Origin of the sequence: Lentzea sp. NPDC059081, from assembly GCF_042738015.1 — a bacterium.
Lineage (GTDB): Bacteria > Actinomycetota > Actinomycetes > Mycobacteriales > Pseudonocardiaceae > Lentzea.
Genome location: NZ_JBHYGW010000002.1, coordinates 235,605 through 252,053 on the forward strand (window position 1 = coordinate 235,605; position 16,449 = coordinate 252,053).

The following is a 16,449-nucleotide window of genomic DNA, read 5'->3' on the forward strand; positions in this document are numbered from 1 at the left end:
ACCGTAGTCGGGCGGTCACGTAATGCCATTGTTATGCGATATCAGAATGAACTCGTTCGCGGGCTGAACCAACCACTCCTATCTGCCCGTTTTCCTTGTGACACCGTTTCGCCGCGGGGGCAAATCGGGACGACGAGGAGGTCGTATGACAGCTGGCGCGCACGACGCGGTCACCCTTGGCTGCTACGCGCTCGGCGTTCTGGACGCGCACGAGAGTTTTGGTGTGGAGCAGCACCTGATGGGCTGTCCGTCCTGCCGTGCGCAGGTCGCCGACTTCCGTCTGATCCGCACAGCGCTCGACGAGGTGCCACGCGAGGCATTCCTGCACGAGCTCGAGGACGACCTGCCCAAGCCGTCGGACCTGGTGCTGCAGCGCACGCTGCGGCAGATCAGGCAGGAGTCGGCCATCCCGCAGCCGCGGGTGGCCGATCCTCCGAGCCGGAGAGCCAGTCCGCGGCCGGTGGAGGAGCTTCCCGAGCCGCAGCACGCCAAGCCCCGGCGCTGGCCGGGTTATCTCGCCGCCGCTGCAGTCGCAGCGGTGGTCGCGTTCGGGGGCGCCGCGGTGCTGATGAACAACGAGGCACCGGGCTCGAACATCGCCGCGACTCGCACGGGCGAGGCCACGGCGGGTGGGATCAAGATGGTGGCGGAGATCGCGCCTTCATCGCAGGACCGCTACCTCGTGACGGCGAACATCGACGGGCTGCCGGCCGCGCAGAAGTGCAGGCTGCTCGTCGTCGGGACGGACGGCACCAAGACCGAGGCGTTCGCCTGGACCACGACCGAGAAGCAGCGGCTCGAGGGTTCCAAGGTGCGGGGCATGGTCAGCGTGGCGCCGGACCAGGTGAAGTCGATCTCGGTCGAGACCGCGGACGGCAAGACGTTCGTGGTGGCGAACCTGTAGGGGACGGAAAAACACTCGAAGGGCCCGGATTCCGACGGAATCCGGGCCCTTCGAGTTGCATTGATGTGATTTACACGGCCTGCAAAGCGAGCCACGCGCCGACGACGATCACCATGGCGGCTGTCGCGACGGGTGCGTAATGCGTGAGAGCACGGGTGGCACGGCCGTCCAGGATTTTCTCGACGCGTTCCCGTGCCTTCACGAGCAGCAGTCCGACAGCCGTGAGCGTGCCCGCCATGCCGATTCCGTAGCCGAGCACCAGCAGCACGCCGAACCAGGTCCTGCCGAGCGCCATCGCGCCCAGGAGGACGACAAGGGCGGACGGCGAGGGGACCAGCCCGTTGGCGGCGCCCATGCCGACCAGGCTCGCGCGGCTGTACCCGTGGCCGTGCCCATGACCGTGCCCGTGGCCATGACCGTGCCCATGTCCGTGGCCGTGCCCGTGTCCGGCACCCACGAGCACGGGTTCGCGGGTCGTCGAGAGCGCCGACCGCAGCAGCATCACGCCGATCACCGTGATCAGCACACCGCTGACCAGCCCGAGCCAGCGCAGCACCTGCTCGCCGGCCAGCGCGGACGACGCGCTGATCACCAGGCCGAGCACCAGCACGCCACCGGTGTGCGTGGCCGTGACCGACGCGCCGACGATGACCGCGTCTCTCGGCGTGCCCTGACGGCCGGCGAGGTAGGCGGCGATGAGCGTCTTGCCGTGGCCGGGCAGCGCCGCGTGCGACGCGCCGAGCAGCAGGGACAGCAGCAGGGCCAGGAAGCCGAGCCAAGGCGTGAGGTCGTCGCTGCCCAGGATGTCGTTGAGCTCCGCGGCCATGACGCTGAACGACTGGACGGGGGAGCCGGACGCCTTCTTCGGCTCGGACCCGCTGCCCGGTTCGGCGTTGAACGCGACCGAGCGGACGTCCATCGGGTTGCTGAGCAGGTCCTCCGGGTAGGAGCGCAGCTCGTCGCTGATGCTCTCGGTGGGGACCTGCGAGCCCGTCAGCCTGACCCCGGTGCCGGCGGCGGTGATCTCGCGCCAGCCGACCCGGTCGGCGTTGGACTCGTCGCGGAACTCGAGGTGGGTCGGGCGGTCGAGGTCGACCCTGGCGGTGAACTCGCAGACCAGCCGGGTGGTGCTGAGCTCGGCCTGGCCCCGCGGGTGCTCCTTGGCGGAGCTGGCGAGCGTCCAGGTGATCTGCCGCCCGTCCGCGGTGGACCGGTCGGTGCGCGACACCTCCTCGCACCACTCCCGCGCGTCCCGGTTCGCCAGGTTCTCCTGCAGCGTCGGGATCTCCGCCACGTCGACCACCGACCGCAGGTCCACGCGGTCCGGGTGCAGGTGCAGCCCGTGGTAGTGGTTGACGCTGAAGTTGCCCAGCGGGTGGGCGGACGCTTCGCCGCGGATGAGGAAGATGCCGGCGAGCAGCAACGCGAGCACCAGGACGGGCCGCACCACCCAGCTGGACAGGCTCACCTGTCGCCTCGGAGCTCCGCGAGCTTGCGACCCGCCTTCAGCGCCTGCAAGGGGGAGAAGTTGGCGTTGAGCCGCAGCGCCTGCACGAGCGCCTCCTGCGCCTCGCCGACCCGGCCGAGCGCCGCGAGGATCATGCCGCGGTGGTAGGAGAACGTCGCGTTCTGCCACCCCAGCGCCATCGCGCGGTCGGAGTAGCCCAGCGCCTCGGCGTCGCGGCCGCTCGTGTGCAGCGCCCATGCCATCGCGTCGGCGACGAACACGCTCTGGCGGCGGCTCCACTCCGTCTCGGCGCGGCGCAGCGCCTGCGCGCCGTCACCGCGGTCGGCGGCGAACAGGGCCGCGGCGAGGTCGTCGAAGGCGCCCTGCGACTCCATCAGCCGCTGCTGCTCGGTGAGCACCTCGTACTGCTTCGCGGCCTCGTCGGCCTTCCCGCTCGCCTCCAGCAGCTCCGCGTACTCCTGCAGGTACTGCGGCAGGGGAGCGCGGGCGGTCAGCCTGCGGTAGTCCTCCAGGGCGGCCGGGACGTCACCCCGTGCCGCCGCGACCTTCGCCATGCCCTGGGTGAGCGTCATGTCGTCTCCTCTCGCCGCCAGTCCCTGCTCGTAGTGCTGCGCGGCTTCGTCGAGCCGGTTGTGGTCGAAAGCGAGCTCGCCCAGCCGGTAGCGGCAGAACGCGATGTCCTCCGGCGTCGAGGACGCGGTCAGCGCGCGCTTCATCGCGTCGCGGGCGCCGTCGACGTCGCCGTGCAGCTCCAGGTGGAAGGAGGCACGGGCGAAGGACGCCGTGTTGGGCTTGAGGTCAAGCATCTTCTGCACCGCGGCCTCGGCACCGGCGTCGTCGCCGAGCTGGGTCAGCGCGTCCGCCAGCACGCCGTACGCCTCCGCGGAGGACGGCAGCGCCGTGACCGCCTTCTGCCCCCAGTCGCGGGCGGCGGAGAAGTCGTGGCGGGCGTTGGCCAGCGTGCCGAACCCGACGGCGGCCAGTCCGGTGTCGCCGGCGTTCTTCAGCGCGCCCTCGGCCTTGGCGTAGTACGCGGGGTCCGCCGTGACGCGCGCCAGCTCCACGTAGGACGCGCCGAGCTGCGCCCAGGACGCGGTGTCCTGGGGCACGGTGTGCAGCCGCTGCTGGAGCTGGTGCACGACCCGGTGCATCTGGTTCTGCCGCGCCACGGCCGGAACAGGGGGCTCGCCCCCGGCCCTGCTGTCGGCAGGACCGGAGGCGGCGAGGTAGGCAAGCGCCGCGGTGACCAGGAGACCCACCGCGACGGCTTGCCGTTGTTGGTACTTCACTTCGAGTGCGACCCGTACTTGCGGATCGAGGCCTGGCGCTTGCGCCACAGGAAGAAGCCGATGCCGAACACGGCGGCCGAACCGACCGCGGTGGTCATCGCCATCGGGTCCAGGTTGCCGATCTTGCCGACCGGGTTGACCGCGACCTCGGCCGTGGTGCCCGACGCGTTCACGGCCGTGCCGTTGCGGGGCAGGCCCACGTACGGGAAGTTCGGCTCGAACGGCTGGTCGTTCGCGTCGACCTTGTCGCCGGTGGCGAGGGCGTCGACGATCTTGCCGGACGCCGCGGCACCCTCCATCGCCTGCACGGCGATGTCCACCACGTCGTCGGTGAGGCGCCGGCCGTTCGGGAAGCCCTGGGTGTCCCCCGCGAGCAGGCCGAGGCGGTTCGGGCTGGCGTTCGGGTCGATCATCATGTTCAGCCGCAGCATCTCCGCCGGGCGGAACCTGTTCTTGTCGGCGTCGGCGTTGTTGATCTGCGAGTTCAGGTCGGCGTCGATCTGCGCGCCGAGCTTCTTCGTGATGCCGGTCAGGAAGATCTCGGCCAGGTCGTCGCGCTGGCCCTGCGGCGCCGGGATCTTGTAGATCTGCTCGACGAGCTTCGGCAGCTCCGGGTTCACGACCCGGTCGACGAGCTCCTTGACGCCGGCGTCCTGGTCGGGGCGCAGGCCGTTGAACGCGTCCTTCAGACCCGCGGGCGCCACGACCTCGTTGACCAGCGGGTTGCCCAGGCGCGAGACCTGCACGAAGTCGCCGACCGCCTCGGCCTTGCCGGGCGAGAGCTTCATCGAGCGGCGCTGCGTGGTGCTCCAGATGCCGATGTTCGGGTTGCGGTGCATGTCGTTCTTCAACGCGAGCGCGTGCTTGGGCAGCTGGATCGCGATCGTGTTGACGTTGTAGCCGCGCAGCGTGTCCTGGCCGACCTCGCTCAGGTTGCCGCCGTAGAGGAGGTCGAACACCCGCAGGTCCGCGAAGAACGAGTCCTCGGACGGGCCCACGTAGACCTTGCCGCCGCCGGGGATCTGCACGGTGGCCTGGTCGCGCAGCTTCTTGAAGTCCGGCATCGACGCGGCGCCGTTCGGGGACGGCGCGACCTTGCCGGCGTACTTGTCGACGAGCTTGACCTTCTGGCCGTTCTCGTAGATGGCTTCCAGCTCGTAGCGCTGGCGGAACAACAGGTTCTCGTCGTCGAGCGAGTCCACGACGCCGTTGGTGTAGAGGAACGTGTTGTTCTTGCGCAGGTCGTCGGTGCGGAAGGTGAACCGCAGCGTGATGTCGGGCTTCGCGTCGCCGTCGTTGTCGATGTTGAAGTCGTACTGCGCGTCCTCGGCCCACGGGAAGAAGTTCGGGCCGCCGTTGGGCTCCTGGAAACCCGACCAGTTGCCGACCAGCGTGACGGTGTCCTTGTGGTCGGGGCTGACGAACGCGTACAGGTCCGTGTTGTCCACGGCCGGGTCACCCGCGACGAGGGGTGCCTCGCGGTGAGACGAGGCGGTGGCGTTGGTGCCACCGAACATCGCCGCGTTGAGCAGGGTTGCGCCCACCAGCGCGGCCGCGGCCACCTGGCCGCGCCGACCGCTGAGGACGTGCGGTGATGACATCTCTGGTCTGCCTTTCGAGGGGTTCAGGCGCTGTGCATGAGGAGCGACGGTTCGCTGGAATGACTGGAATGGCTTGCGTGGTCTGTCGTCCACCTCGCTTGGGTGAAGTCGCGGATGCCCTCGACCAGCCGGTCGACGTCGTGCTCAGGCCGCACCACCAGGCGCGCGAAGCGGCTGCTCATGCCGAGCTTGTTGCCGCACTCGCGGATGAAGACCTGGTGCCGCGACAGCAGGTGGTCGCGCAGCTCGCGGCCGTCCATGCCGTTGCCGAGCTTGACCAGCAGGAAGTTGGCCTGCGACGAGTACACGGTCAGGTCGGGGATTCGGGAGAGCTCCATGCCCATGCGGTAGCGGTCGCGGGAGAGCAGCCGCAGGCTCTCGGCGTACTCCGCCTCGTGCTCCGCCAGCATGAACACGACGGTCTCGGCCAGGGAGTTGAGGTTCCACTTCGGCAGCGTCTGGCGCATCTTCCCGGCCAGGCCGGGGTTCGCGACCAGGTAGCCGAACCGGATGCCGTGCAGGCCGAAGTTCTTGCCGAGGCTCTTCAGCACGACCACGTTGGGCCGGATGGACGCCTCCGCCGCGACCGACGGCACCCGCTCGACCTCGACGAAGTCGATGAACGACTCGTCGATCACGATCAGGTCGAGGTCGGCGAGCTCGTCCATGAACCGGATGATCTCCCTGCGCGGCAGGTACCCGCCGTCGGGGTTGTTCGGGTTGCAGATGACCGCGACCTTGCTGCCGCGGGCCCGGATGAACTTGATGTACTCGTCGACGTCGAGCTCGAAGCCGGTGCTCTCCTGGAGCAGGAACATGTCGACGCGCTTGTTGCTCTCCATCGGCTGGTCGGTCCAGCGCCCGAAGGTCGGAATCGGGACCGCGACGCTCTCGTGGATCCACATGTGGTCCATCCACGTGATGAGCTCGGTGCTGCCGTTCGACATCGCGATCGTCGCCGGGTTGAGCCCGAGGACCGCGCTGAGCTGCGCGGCGATCTTGGACGAGTCACTCGGGTAGAACTTCAGCACCGCCTCGAGGTTCTTCGAGAGCTCCTCGAACATCTGCGGGGTCGGGAAGTACGGGTTGCACGGGATGCAGAAGTCGACGAGCTCGCCGGCGCCGGTCCTCGACAGCTCGAAATAGGACGGGCTGTGCGCGGTCTGCTGGAAAAGACCCGAGTCCACACCATGGCGCACGCGATCACTCCGTCCCTCGGTCCGATTCCGACACCGGGGCATACGTGCCGATGTTCATCCCGGTTCACGGGTCAGTGTCGGCGAGGTCTCGGAACGGTCTCGGGCGCAACCTCGGCCGCCGTCGCTGCTCGGAGGGGTCCCCGCGGTGCCTTCGAGTCCACTGTGGACGGATCAAACCGCCTGATCCGGAGGTTCGGTTGGCGGCGCACGTGCTCGGGTACCCGGCTCGGAGCGCACTCGGGTGCGTGACGTTCGCCAACCGGCGCCCTCGGCGTTGTCGTTTGGGTCGGATCCGGGTTCTTCGCAGGTCAGCGGGTTGCGGGGGAGCCGGTCCCGGATGCCGGGAGGCGTGGTCGCGCGCGGCCCGGCGCGGTTTCCACTCCCGTGACGGGCGTCCTGCGAAAAATTGTCGGTCGGTGCGGATACCCTGCTGGCAGTCCGCACACAATCCAGGGAGCAGTACCCGTGACCGCAGAGACCCTGTACGGGGCCGACGACCTTACGCACCTCGAGGGTCTGGAGGCCGTCCGCAAGCGGCCCGGCATGTACATCGGGTCGACCGACAGCCGCGGCATCAACCACCTCTTCAGCGAGATCGTCGACAACTCGACCGACGAGGGCGTGGCCGGCCACGCCTCGAAGATCGTCGTCACGCTGCACGCCGACGGCAGCGTCCAGGTCGACGACGACGGCCGGGGCATCCCGACCGACGTGCACGCGAAGTCCGGTCTGTCCGGTGTGGAACTGGTCCTCACCAAGCTGCACGCCGGCGGCAAGTTCGGCGGCTCCGGCTACAAGACCTCCGGCGGCCTGCACGGCGTCGGCGCCTCCGCCGTCAACGCCCTGTCCCACCGCTTCGACGTCACGGTCCGCCGCGGCGGCAAGGTCCACGAGATGTCGTTCGCCCACGGCGTTCCCGGCGTCTTCGAGGGCCCCGGTCCCAAGGCCAAGTTCACCCGTGCCGCGGGCTTGAACGTCGTCGGCAAGATGAAGCGCAACGAGTCCACCGGCACCTCGATCCGCTACTGGTACGACGCCCGCTACTTCGAGAACAACGCCGCCCTCGACGTCGACGTCGTGCGCATGAAGCTGCGCAACACGGCGTTCCTCGTCCCCGGCGTGACGTACGTGCTGCGCTCGGCCCTGGAAGACGCGATCTCCGAGGAGGTCTTCCACTACCCCCACGGCCTCACCGACATGGTCGAGTTCCTGGCCCCGTCCGGCGACCGCGCCGTCTCCGGCACCCTGGTCATCACCGGCACCGGCACCTACTTCGAGAACGCCGCCGACGAGAACGGCGTGATGCGGTCCAAAGTGGAGCGTCAGGCCGAGGTCGAGGTGGCCCTGCGCTGGGGCACCGGCTACGAGCGCACCGTCGAGTGCTTCACCAACACCATCCGCAACATGCACGGCGGCACCCACCGCCGCGGCTTCGACCGCGCCGTGCTGAAGTCCGTGCAGGACGCCATCTCCAAGACCCGCGGGCTCCTCAAGCCCAAGGAGGAGATGCCCACGCTGGACGACGTGCTGGAGGGCATGACCGCCGTCATCCACGTCCGCATCCCCGAACCGCAGTTCACCTCGCAGACCAAGGACGAGCTGTCCACCGCGGGCATCACCAAGGTGCTGCAGGGCGTCGTCGACGCCCAGGTGCGCGCGTGGACCGAGGACCGCAAGACCAAGGTCGAGGCGAAGACCGTGCTGCAGAAGGTCGTCGACGCCTCCCGCGTCCGGCTGACCCAGAAGCAGCAGAAGGACGCGGCGCGGCGGAAGACGGCGCTGGAGGGCGCGGCGATGCCGGCCAAGCTGGTGGACTGCCGGACCACGGGTGTTTCACGCAGTGAACTTTTTCTCGTGGAGGGTGACAGCGCCCTCGGCTCGGCCAGGATGGCGCGCGTCTCCGAGTACCAGGCGCTGCTCCCGTTGCGCGGCAAGATCCTCAACGTCCAGAAGGCCTCCCTGGCCGACACCCTGCGCAACGCCGAGATCGCCTCCATCGTCCAGGTCCTCGGCGCCGGCACCGGCCGCACGTTCGACCTCCCGCAGATGCGGTACGGCCGCGTGATCCTGATGGCCGACGCGGACGTCGACGGCAGCCACATCCGGACGTTGCTGATCACGTTGTTCGCCAAGTACATGCGGCCCGTGATCGAGGACGGCCGCCTCTACGCGGCCATGCCGCCGTTGCACAAGGTCATGACGCGCGGGCGCAACGCGGAGACGCACTTCACGTTCACCCAGCGGCAGATGGAGCAGACGGTCGCGCGGCTGGAGAAGGCGGGCAAGTCGGTCGTCACGCCGGTGCCGCGGTTCAAGGGACTGGGCGAGATGGACGCGGACGAGCTGTGGGAGACCACGATGAACCCGTCCACGCGGTCGGTCCGGCGCATCACCATGGACGACGCCGAGGCCGCCGAGGAAGCCCTCGAGCTGCTGATGGGCGAGAAGGTCGAGCCGCGCCGCAACTGGCTCGTCGAGTCCGCCGCACGGGTCGACCAGTCGGCCATCGACCTCTAAGCCCTAGAGACAGACCGGAGTTACGAAGTCATGGCACGCCGCAAGGGACCCACGACCAAGGTCGACCCCGCCGCCTTCGACCGGGCCGGCGCCCGAGTGCTCGACAACTCGCTGAAGACGGAGATCGAGGACTCGTACCTGGAGTACGCGTACTCGGTCATCCACTCGCGGGCGCTGCCGGACGCGCGGGACGGCCTCAAGCCGGTCCACCGCCGCATCCTGTACTCGATGCACGACAACGGTCAGCGGCCGACGTCGCCGTACGTGAAGTCGTCCCGCGTGGTCGGCGACACGATGGGCCGCTACCACCCGCACGGCGACACGGCGATCTACGACGCGTTGGTGCGTCTCGCGCAGGACTTCAGCCTGAACGAGCCGTTGATCGACGGGCACGGGAACTTCGGTTCCCCAGACGACGGACCGGCCGCGAGCCGATACACGGAAGCGCGCATGTCGCACGCCGCCATGCAGCTGGTCGGCGAGCTCAACGAGGACACGGTCGACTTCCGGCCCAACTACGACGGCTCGCTGGAGGAGCCGAGCGTCCTGCCGGCGGCGTTCCCGAACCTGCTGGTCAACGGCACGTCCGGCATCGCGGTCGGCATGGCCACGAACATGATCCCGCACAACCTGCGGGAGGTCGTCGGCGCGGCGCGGTGGCTCATCACGCACCCGGACGCGAGCCTCGACAAGCTGATGGAGTTCGTACCGGGGCCCGACCTGCCGACCGGCGGCATCCTGCTGGGGCTCGACGAGGTCCGCAAGGCCTACGAGACCGGGCGCGGCGTCGTGCGGATGCGCGCGAAGGTCGAGATCGGTCCGCTGGAGGGCAGCCGCGGCCGGCAGGCCATCACGGTCACCGAGCTGCCGTACGGCGTGGGCGCGGAGCGGATCGTCGAGAAGATCACCGACGAGGTCAACAAGTCCAAGCGCCTCACCGGGATCGCGGACGTCAAGGACCTCACCGACCGCGAGAACGGCATCCGGCTCGTCATCGAGTGCAAGGTCGGCGTGAACCCGCAGGCGTTGCTGGCCGACCTCTACCGGCTGACGCCGATGGAGCAGTCGTTCGGCATCAACAACCTGGTGCTGGTCGACGGGCAGCCGCAGACGCTCGGCCTCAAGGAGCTGCTGGAGGTCTTCCTGCGGCACCGGTACGAGGTGGTCACGCGCCGCACGAAGTTCCGCCGCCGCAAGCGCGAGGAGCGGTTGCACCTGGTCGAGGGTCTGCTCAAGGCCCTGCTGGACATCGACAAGGTCATCAAGCTGATCCGGGGCAGCGAGAACGCGGCCGCCGCCAAGGACGGCCTGATGAAGCAGTTCAGGCTGTCGGAGATCCAGTCGTCCTACATCCTCGACACGCCGCTGCGCCGCCTCACCAAGTACGACAAGCTCGAGCTCGAGGGTGAGCAGGACAAGCTCACCCAGGAGATCGCCGAGCTGTCCGCGATCCTCGACGACGAGAACGTCCTCAAGAAGCTCGTGTCGACGGAGCTGGCCGCCGTCGCCAAGGACCTGGGTGGCGAGCGCAGGACGAGCCTGATCGACGGTGACCTCAAGGAGGTGCTGGCGGCCTCCAAGCCTGCCGGGCCGCTGGAGGTCGCGGACGACCCGTGCCAGGTGATCCTGAGCGCCACCGGGCTCGTCGCGCGCACCGCGGCGGAGTCGGAGGAGGCGTCGGAGGGCAAGCGCCGGGCGGGGCGGGTGAAGCACGACGCGGTGTCCGCGGTGGTGCACTCGACCGCGCGCGGGCAGGTCGTGATCATCACGAACCGCGGGCGGGCGTTCAAGACGGACGTGCTGCCGCTGCCGGTGCTGCCGGAGCAGACCGGGACGGTGTCGCTGCGCGGCGGCATGGCGGCGAGCGAGCTGGTGCCGTTGGAGAAGGGCGAGAAGGTCGTCGGCATCGCGCCGCTCGACCCGAAGGACTCGCCCGGCATCGCGCTCGGCACGAAGCTGGGCACGGTGAAGGTCTGCGTGCCGGAGTGGCCGGTGCGGTCGGACGAGTTCGAGGTCATCTCGCTGAAGGACGGCGACGAGGTCGTCGGCTGCACGTGGCTGACCGACGGCAGTGAGACGCTGGCGTTCGTCAGCTCCGACTCGTCGCTGCTGCGCTACGACGCGAAGCTGGTGCGGCCGCAGGGGCTCAAGGGTGGCGGCATGGCCGGCATCAACCTCAGCGGTGACGCGCACGTGGTGTTCTTCGCCGCGATCCGCACGGACGACGACGAGCACGGCGAGCCGATGGTCGTGACGTCGTCCGGGCAGAGCGTGAAGGTGACGCCGTTCAGCGAGTACCCGGCGAAGGGCCGCGCCACGGGTGGCGTGCGGTCGCAGCGGTTCCTCAAGGGCGAGACGCACCTGGTGCTGGCGTGGATCGGATCGCGCCCGGCCGGTGCGGACGACAAGGGCGCGCCGGTGGAGCTGCCGGACGTCGACCCGCGCCGCGACGGCTCCGGGCACGCGCACCCCGGCCCGGACGTGGTCGGTCACCTGGTCGAACGGGACTGACGCCGTGGGTGACCGCGCGGACGTGCCGGCCGACGTGCTCGCCGAGCTGCGCGGCATCTGCGCTCGGCTCCCGGAGAGCCGCGAGGAGGCGGCGTGGGTGGGGACGCGGTGGCGCGTCCGCGCCCGCACGTTCGTGCACGTCTTCACGGCGCACCCCGGCCAGGACGGCGCGTACAGCCGGGCGTCGGAGCTGACCGAGCCGACGGTCGTCATGACGTTCCGCGCCCAGCCGGAGGAGCTCGCCGCGCTGGTGGAAGGCGGTGAGCCGTTCTTCCGCGCGGCGTGGGGGCACGACGTCGTGGGGATGACGGTGGGGCCGGACGTGGACTGGGCGGAGGTGGGGGAGCTGCTGGCCGAGAGCTACCGCAAGCTCGCCCCGAAGAAGCTGGCCCGGCTCGTCGACTGACGGCGGGCGGGACGTCACCAGGCCCGGCTCCTCGACTGACAGCCAAGTCGGAGTTCCCTCAAGGAACCCGGAGTGCTACTGTCCTCCCCGACGACCTGGGGAGGACAGTCCGATGGCGTTCGTCCAGCGGTTCGACCGCGTCGGCACGACCGGCGCTCGCACCGAGATCGTCATGCTGCACGTGCCCGGCGGTGGCGCGACGCTGGAGCTGTCGAGCTTCACCCGGCCCGATCACCTGCCGGGATCGCCCGCCGCGCCCGCGAACGAGCTCGGGCTGCGCACCGTCGCGTTCGAGGTGCGGAACCTGCGGGCCGCCGGCGCCCGCATCGCTGCCGCCGGGTGCGGACCGGTGGGCGGGATCGGGGAGTGCGAGGGCGTCCGGCGGATGGCATGCGTTCGCGCGCCGGAGGGAATCAACGTCTCGTTGGCCGAACGCGTGGACCAGTGAGGGGTATCTCATGACCGTGACCGACGAGCAGATCCAGGCGCTGGCCGCCACCGCGAAGCCGTTCAGCCTCGTGACGCTGCGGTGGACGCCCGAGCGGGCCATGGACGGCGCGGCCGCCATCGAGCTCGAGCACCAGCGGCGCATGGTGACGTTGCGCGAGGACGGGGTGATCGCGGTCCTGTGTCCGGTGCTGTCCGACACGACGGCAGGAGTCGCGATCCTGACCGTGCCGGTCGAGGAGGCCGCGGAGGTCATGGCCGCGGACCCGTGCGTGCGGGCCGGGATGATGACCTGCGAGACGCTGCCGTGCCTCGGCTTCCCCGGAGACGCGCTGCCCGCCTGAAAAGCCCGGTTTTCGTTGCGCTGTCCGGTTTTTCGACGACGAGAACAGAATGGTTGAAAACCGGACCGATCGGGTCGGCCGCCGTATCCCGCTGGGCCGACCCACCTCCTTTCCTTGCGTGGAAACGGACTTCGCCGCACCGCAGCCGCAGTTCCAGGTGCTGGGACCGTTCGAGGTGCGCGTGCGCGACTCGGTGCTCGACCTGGGCGGGCCGCGGATCCGGACGTTGCTCGCGGTGCTGACGGCCAACGCGGGCAGGGTCACGACCGTCGGCACGATGGTGGAGGCGTTGTGGGGACCGGAGTCCCCGCCCGACGCGCACCGGACCGTGCGCAGCTACATCTCCCGGCTGCGGCGCGCGCTCGCGGTCGACCAGCTGATCGTGACGCACCCGGCGGGGTACGTGCTGCGGCTCGACCCGCACGTCGTCGACGCCCGGCGGTTCGAACGGCTCGTCGAGGCGGGGCGGGACGCGTTGTCGGCCGGCAGGGCCGCGAACGCCGCCGAGCAGCTGTCGCTCGCGCTGACGTTGTGGCGGGGTGAGGCGTACGGCGAGTTCGCCGCGACTCCGGTGCTGCGGGCGGAGGCCGCCCGGCTGGAGGGCCTGCGGCTCGGCGCCGTCGAGGACCGCGTCGACGCCGAGCTCGCGACCGGGGCCGGGGTGGCGCTGGTCGAGGAGCTCACCGCGCTGACGGACCGGCATCCTGGCAGGGAACGCCTGTGGGGCCAGCTGATGACCGCGCTGTACCGCTCCGGCAGGCAGGTCGAGGCGCTCGACGCGTTCCTGCGCGCCCGCACGGTGCTCGTCGAACGGTTCGGGCTTGACCCGTCACCGCGGCTGTCCGAGATCCACCAGCAGGTGCTCGACAACGACGCCCGGCTGTTCGGCGTGCCCGCGGGGGACGAGCCGGCGCGTGACGACCTGCCCGGTGACGTTCCGGACTTCGCGGGCCGCGACGCCGAGCTGGCGTTGCTGGCGGCCGCGCGGGACACGGGTGGGCACGCCGTGGTGATCGAGGCGATCGACGGCATGGCGGGGGTCGGCAAGACGACGCTGGTGGTCCACGCGGCGCACCGGTTCGCCGAGCACTACCGCGACCGGTTGTTCATCGACCTGCACGGCCACGCGTCGAGCCAGCGGCCCCTGTCCCCGATGGCGGCGCTGGACACGTTGCTGCGGGCGCTGGGCGTGCCGGGGGACCGGATCCCGCAGGACGCGGACGCGCGGGCGGCGCTGTGGCGGGCGGAGCTGGCCACGCGGTCGGTGCTCGTGGTGCTGGACAACGCCGCCGACGCCGCGCAGGTGCGTCCGCTGCTGCCCGGCACGTCGCGCAGCCTGACGCTGATCACGAGCCGCCGCCGGCTGGTCGACCTCGACGCCACCCAGGTCGTGTCACTGGACGTGCTGCCGCGGCAGGACGCGGTCGCCCTGTTCACGAGCGTCGCGGGCGGGGACGGCGAGGAGTGCTCGGTGCACGAGGTCGTGGCGCTGTGCGGGCACCTGCCGCTGGCGATCCGGATCGCCGCCGCCCGGTTGCGCGCGCGTCCGGCGTGGACGGTCGGCTACCTGGCGGACCGCCTGCGGCAGGCGCATTCCCCGCTCACCGAGCTGGAGGCGGGGGACCGGAGCGTGGCGGCGGCGTTCGCCCTGTCCTACGAGCACCTCGACGCACCGCGCCGGCGGGTGTTCCGCTTGCTCGGCCTGCACCCCGGCCCGGACTTCGACGCCCACGCCGCCGCGGCGCTCGCGGCCGTGGACCTGCCGGAGGCCGAACGCCTGCTGGAGAGCCTGGTCGACGACCACCTGCTCCAGGAACCCGCTCCCGGTCGCTACCGCTTCCACGACCTGGTCCGCCAGCACGCCCACGCCGTCGCGCTGACCGACGAGCCGGAACCGTTGCGGCACAACGCGTTGCGTCGCGTCGTCGAGTACTACCTGCACACCGCGCACAACGGCAGCAGGCTGCTCGACCGGCAACACCCGCCGATCGCCGTCGAGCCGGCCGACTGCGTCCCGCACCCGTTGCCCGACAGCGCCGCCGCGATGGCGTGGTTCGACGCCAACCACAGCTGCGTGCTGGCGGCGCGGACCGCGGCCGAGGACGCGGGCTGGGACACGGTGGTGTGGCAGCTCGCGTGGTCGCTGGACAACTACCACTACCGGCGCGGGCACCTGCACGACAACATCGCCTCCTGGCGGGTGGGGCTGGCCGCGGCGGAACGGCTGGGCGACCTCGCCGTGCAGGCCCGCGCCCACCGCAGGCTCGGCCTGGTCTACGCGCCGCTGGGCCGCGACGCGGAGGCGTTGCTCCACCTGCGGCAGTCGCTGGCGCTGAGCGAGCAGGTCGGCGACCGGCTGGGGCAGGCGGGCGCCCACATCGTGCTGGCGCTGGCGTTGACGTGGTGGCGCGAGGACGAGCACGACGTGCTGGCCCACCTCGCCGAGGCGATGACGCTGTACCGGCTCACCGGCACCATCCAGTGGGAGATCCGCGCGCTGAGCATGATGGGCGCGGCCTACACCCGGCTGGGCCACCACGTCCGCGCCCGCCGCTTCTGCGAGTCCGCGCTGGAGCTGTGCGTGCGGCACGACGACGTGTACGGCCAGGCGGACAGTCTCGAGAGCCTCGGCGCGATCGCGGGCAACACCGGTGACCACGGCCAGGCGCTCGCGCACCACACGCGCGCCCTGGAGCTGTGGCGCGACCTCGACAACACCTACCGGCAGGCGGGCACGCTGGCCGTGCTCGGCGACACGCACCGCGACCTGGGCGACCACGAGGCCGCCGAACGGTGCTGGCAGGAGGCGGTCGACCTGTACCGCGGGCAGGACCTGCACCAGGCGGCCGACCGCATCGCGCACCGGATGGTCAGGACCTGACCGGCGTCCTCTGCAGGAACGGCAGCGCGAGCGCGAGCACCTCGTCCGGCGTCTGGACGTGCGGGTAGTGCCCGGCGCCCTCGATCACCGCGAGCTCGCCCAGCCCGCGCGGCAGGTCGGCGACGATCTTCTCGCCCTCCGCGCGCGGGTCGGCCCAGTCGGGGTCGGCGCTGCCCTCGACGACCAGCACCGGGCACCGCACGTTCGCGAGCTGCGCGCCCGCGTCGCCGGGGCTGGACTTGCACATGGCCTGCAGGGCCTTCATCCGTCCCGGCTCGGCCATCTTGGCCTCGATCCGGCCGAGCTCGGCGGACCAGTCGGCGGGCTTCACCGGCATCGCGACGTCCAGGTACCGCTTCCAGTTCTCCACCCGTCCGCGGACGAGGACCTGGGCCAGCTGCACGTAGCCGGTGCGGAACCGCTTGACCTTCAGCATCCCGCCGAGGTCGAACGACTGCGCGCGGGTGAACGGCGCCAGCTCGACGACACCGGCGATCACGTCCGGCGCCTGGGCGGCCGCGATGGTGGCGGCACCGCCGCTGATCGACTGGCCGATGATCACGGCGGGGCCGCCGAGGTGGCGCACCAGCGCGACCAGGTCGCCCGCGATGTCGGTGCGGCTGTAGGAGTCCCAGCCGAGGCTCGAGTCACCGCAGCCGCGGATGTCGACGTTGGCCACCCGGTACCCGTTGCGCACCAGGGCCGGCGCGACGAACCGGTAGGAGTGGCGGCTGTCGCCGATGCCGTGCGCGAGCACGACGAGCGGGCCCTGCCCGGTCAGCTCGTAGGCGATCGTCTTGCCGTCGATGGTCATGTGCTCGGTCATGCGGTCCTCCGGCTAATGTCGTTAGCTAAAAGCTAATGGCATTAGCCGGAGTTGTC

General features: G+C 70.4%; 12 protein-coding genes. 7 read left to right on the top strand and 5 right to left on the bottom strand.

Annotation, left to right across the window (positions count from 1 at the left end; genetic code table 11):
• The first annotated feature begins 145 nt into the window (after window positions 1-145).
• Window positions 146-904 carry an anti-sigma factor family protein gene (locus ACFWV3_RS05650; RefSeq protein ID WP_382408642.1) on the top strand — a complete coding sequence of 253 codons (759 nt, stop codon included), beginning with the start codon at window positions 146-148 and terminating at the stop codon, window positions 902-904.
• A gap of 70 nt (window positions 905-974) precedes the next feature.
• Here the strand turns inward: ACFWV3_RS05650 and ACFWV3_RS05655 are convergent, their stop codons facing one another.
• From ACFWV3_RS05655 to ACFWV3_RS05670, 4 genes are read right to left on the bottom strand one after another with little or no spacing between them, the layout of a single operon-like run.
• Window positions 975-2,372 (bottom strand): nickel/cobalt transporter, encoded by a 1,398-nt coding sequence (locus ACFWV3_RS05655; RefSeq protein ID WP_382408644.1) that lies wholly within the window; start codon window positions 2,370-2,372, stop codon window positions 975-977.
• Window positions 2,369-3,631: a tetratricopeptide repeat protein gene (locus ACFWV3_RS05660; protein WP_382408646.1), complete on the bottom strand. Its 1,263-nt coding sequence runs from the start codon at window positions 3,629-3,631 to the stop codon at window positions 2,369-2,371. The genes ACFWV3_RS05655 and ACFWV3_RS05660 overlap by 4 nt, the downstream gene beginning before the upstream one ends.
• Before the next feature lie 26 nt (window positions 3,632-3,657).
• Window positions 3,658-5,262, bottom strand: a complete 1,605-nt coding sequence (locus tag ACFWV3_RS05665; protein WP_382408648.1) for a DUF4331 domain-containing protein — start codon at window positions 5,260-5,262, stop codon at window positions 3,658-3,660.
• Between the two features lie 23 nt (window positions 5,263-5,285).
• Window positions 5,286-6,461 (bottom strand): pyridoxal phosphate-dependent aminotransferase, encoded by a 1,176-nt coding sequence (locus tag ACFWV3_RS05670; RefSeq protein WP_382408650.1) that lies wholly within the window; start codon window positions 6,459-6,461, stop codon window positions 5,286-5,288.
• Between the two features lie 465 nt (window positions 6,462-6,926).
• Here ACFWV3_RS05670 and ACFWV3_RS05675 point away from each other — a divergent pair, with 465 nt between their 5' ends.
• The 6 genes from ACFWV3_RS05675 to ACFWV3_RS05700 all read left to right on the top strand — a co-directional run bounded on the left by ACFWV3_RS05675 (window position 6,927) and on the right by ACFWV3_RS05700 (window position 15,567).
• Entirely contained in the window at window positions 6,927-8,978 is a 2,052-nt protein-coding gene (locus ACFWV3_RS05675; protein ID WP_382408652.1) for a type IIA DNA topoisomerase subunit B, read from the top strand.
• Between the two features lie 30 nt (window positions 8,979-9,008).
• A complete protein-coding gene (locus ACFWV3_RS05680) occupies window positions 9,009-11,489 on the top strand; it encodes a DNA topoisomerase (ATP-hydrolyzing) subunit A (protein ID WP_382408654.1) in 2,481 nt (826 codons plus the stop codon).
• A 4-nt stretch (window positions 11,490-11,493) separates the two neighbouring features.
• Window positions 11,494-11,895, top strand: a complete 402-nt coding sequence (locus ACFWV3_RS05685) for an MmcQ/YjbR family DNA-binding protein (protein ID WP_382408656.1) — start codon at window positions 11,494-11,496, stop codon at window positions 11,893-11,895.
• Between the two features lie 112 nt (window positions 11,896-12,007).
• Window positions 12,008-12,343 (top strand): hypothetical protein, encoded by a 336-nt coding sequence (locus ACFWV3_RS05690; RefSeq protein WP_382408658.1) that lies wholly within the window; start codon window positions 12,008-12,010, stop codon window positions 12,341-12,343.
• 10 nt (window positions 12,344-12,353) lie between these two features.
• Window positions 12,354-12,686, top strand: a complete 333-nt coding sequence (locus ACFWV3_RS05695) for a hypothetical protein (protein ID WP_382408660.1) — start codon at window positions 12,354-12,356, stop codon at window positions 12,684-12,686.
• A 118-nt stretch (window positions 12,687-12,804) separates the two neighbouring features.
• The gene (locus ACFWV3_RS05700; RefSeq protein WP_382408662.1) at window positions 12,805-15,567 is read left to right on the top strand and encodes a BTAD domain-containing putative transcriptional regulator; all 2,763 of its coding nucleotides are present in this window, start codon (window positions 12,805-12,807) and stop codon (window positions 15,565-15,567) included.
• Here ACFWV3_RS05700 and ACFWV3_RS05705 read toward each other — a convergent pair.
• Window positions 15,557-16,393 (bottom strand): alpha/beta fold hydrolase, encoded by an 837-nt coding sequence (locus tag ACFWV3_RS05705; RefSeq protein WP_382408664.1) that lies wholly within the window; start codon window positions 16,391-16,393, stop codon window positions 15,557-15,559. The two genes, ACFWV3_RS05700 and ACFWV3_RS05705, sit on opposite strands and share 11 nt — an antisense overlap.
• Between the last annotated feature and the right edge of the window lie 56 nt (window positions 16,394-16,449).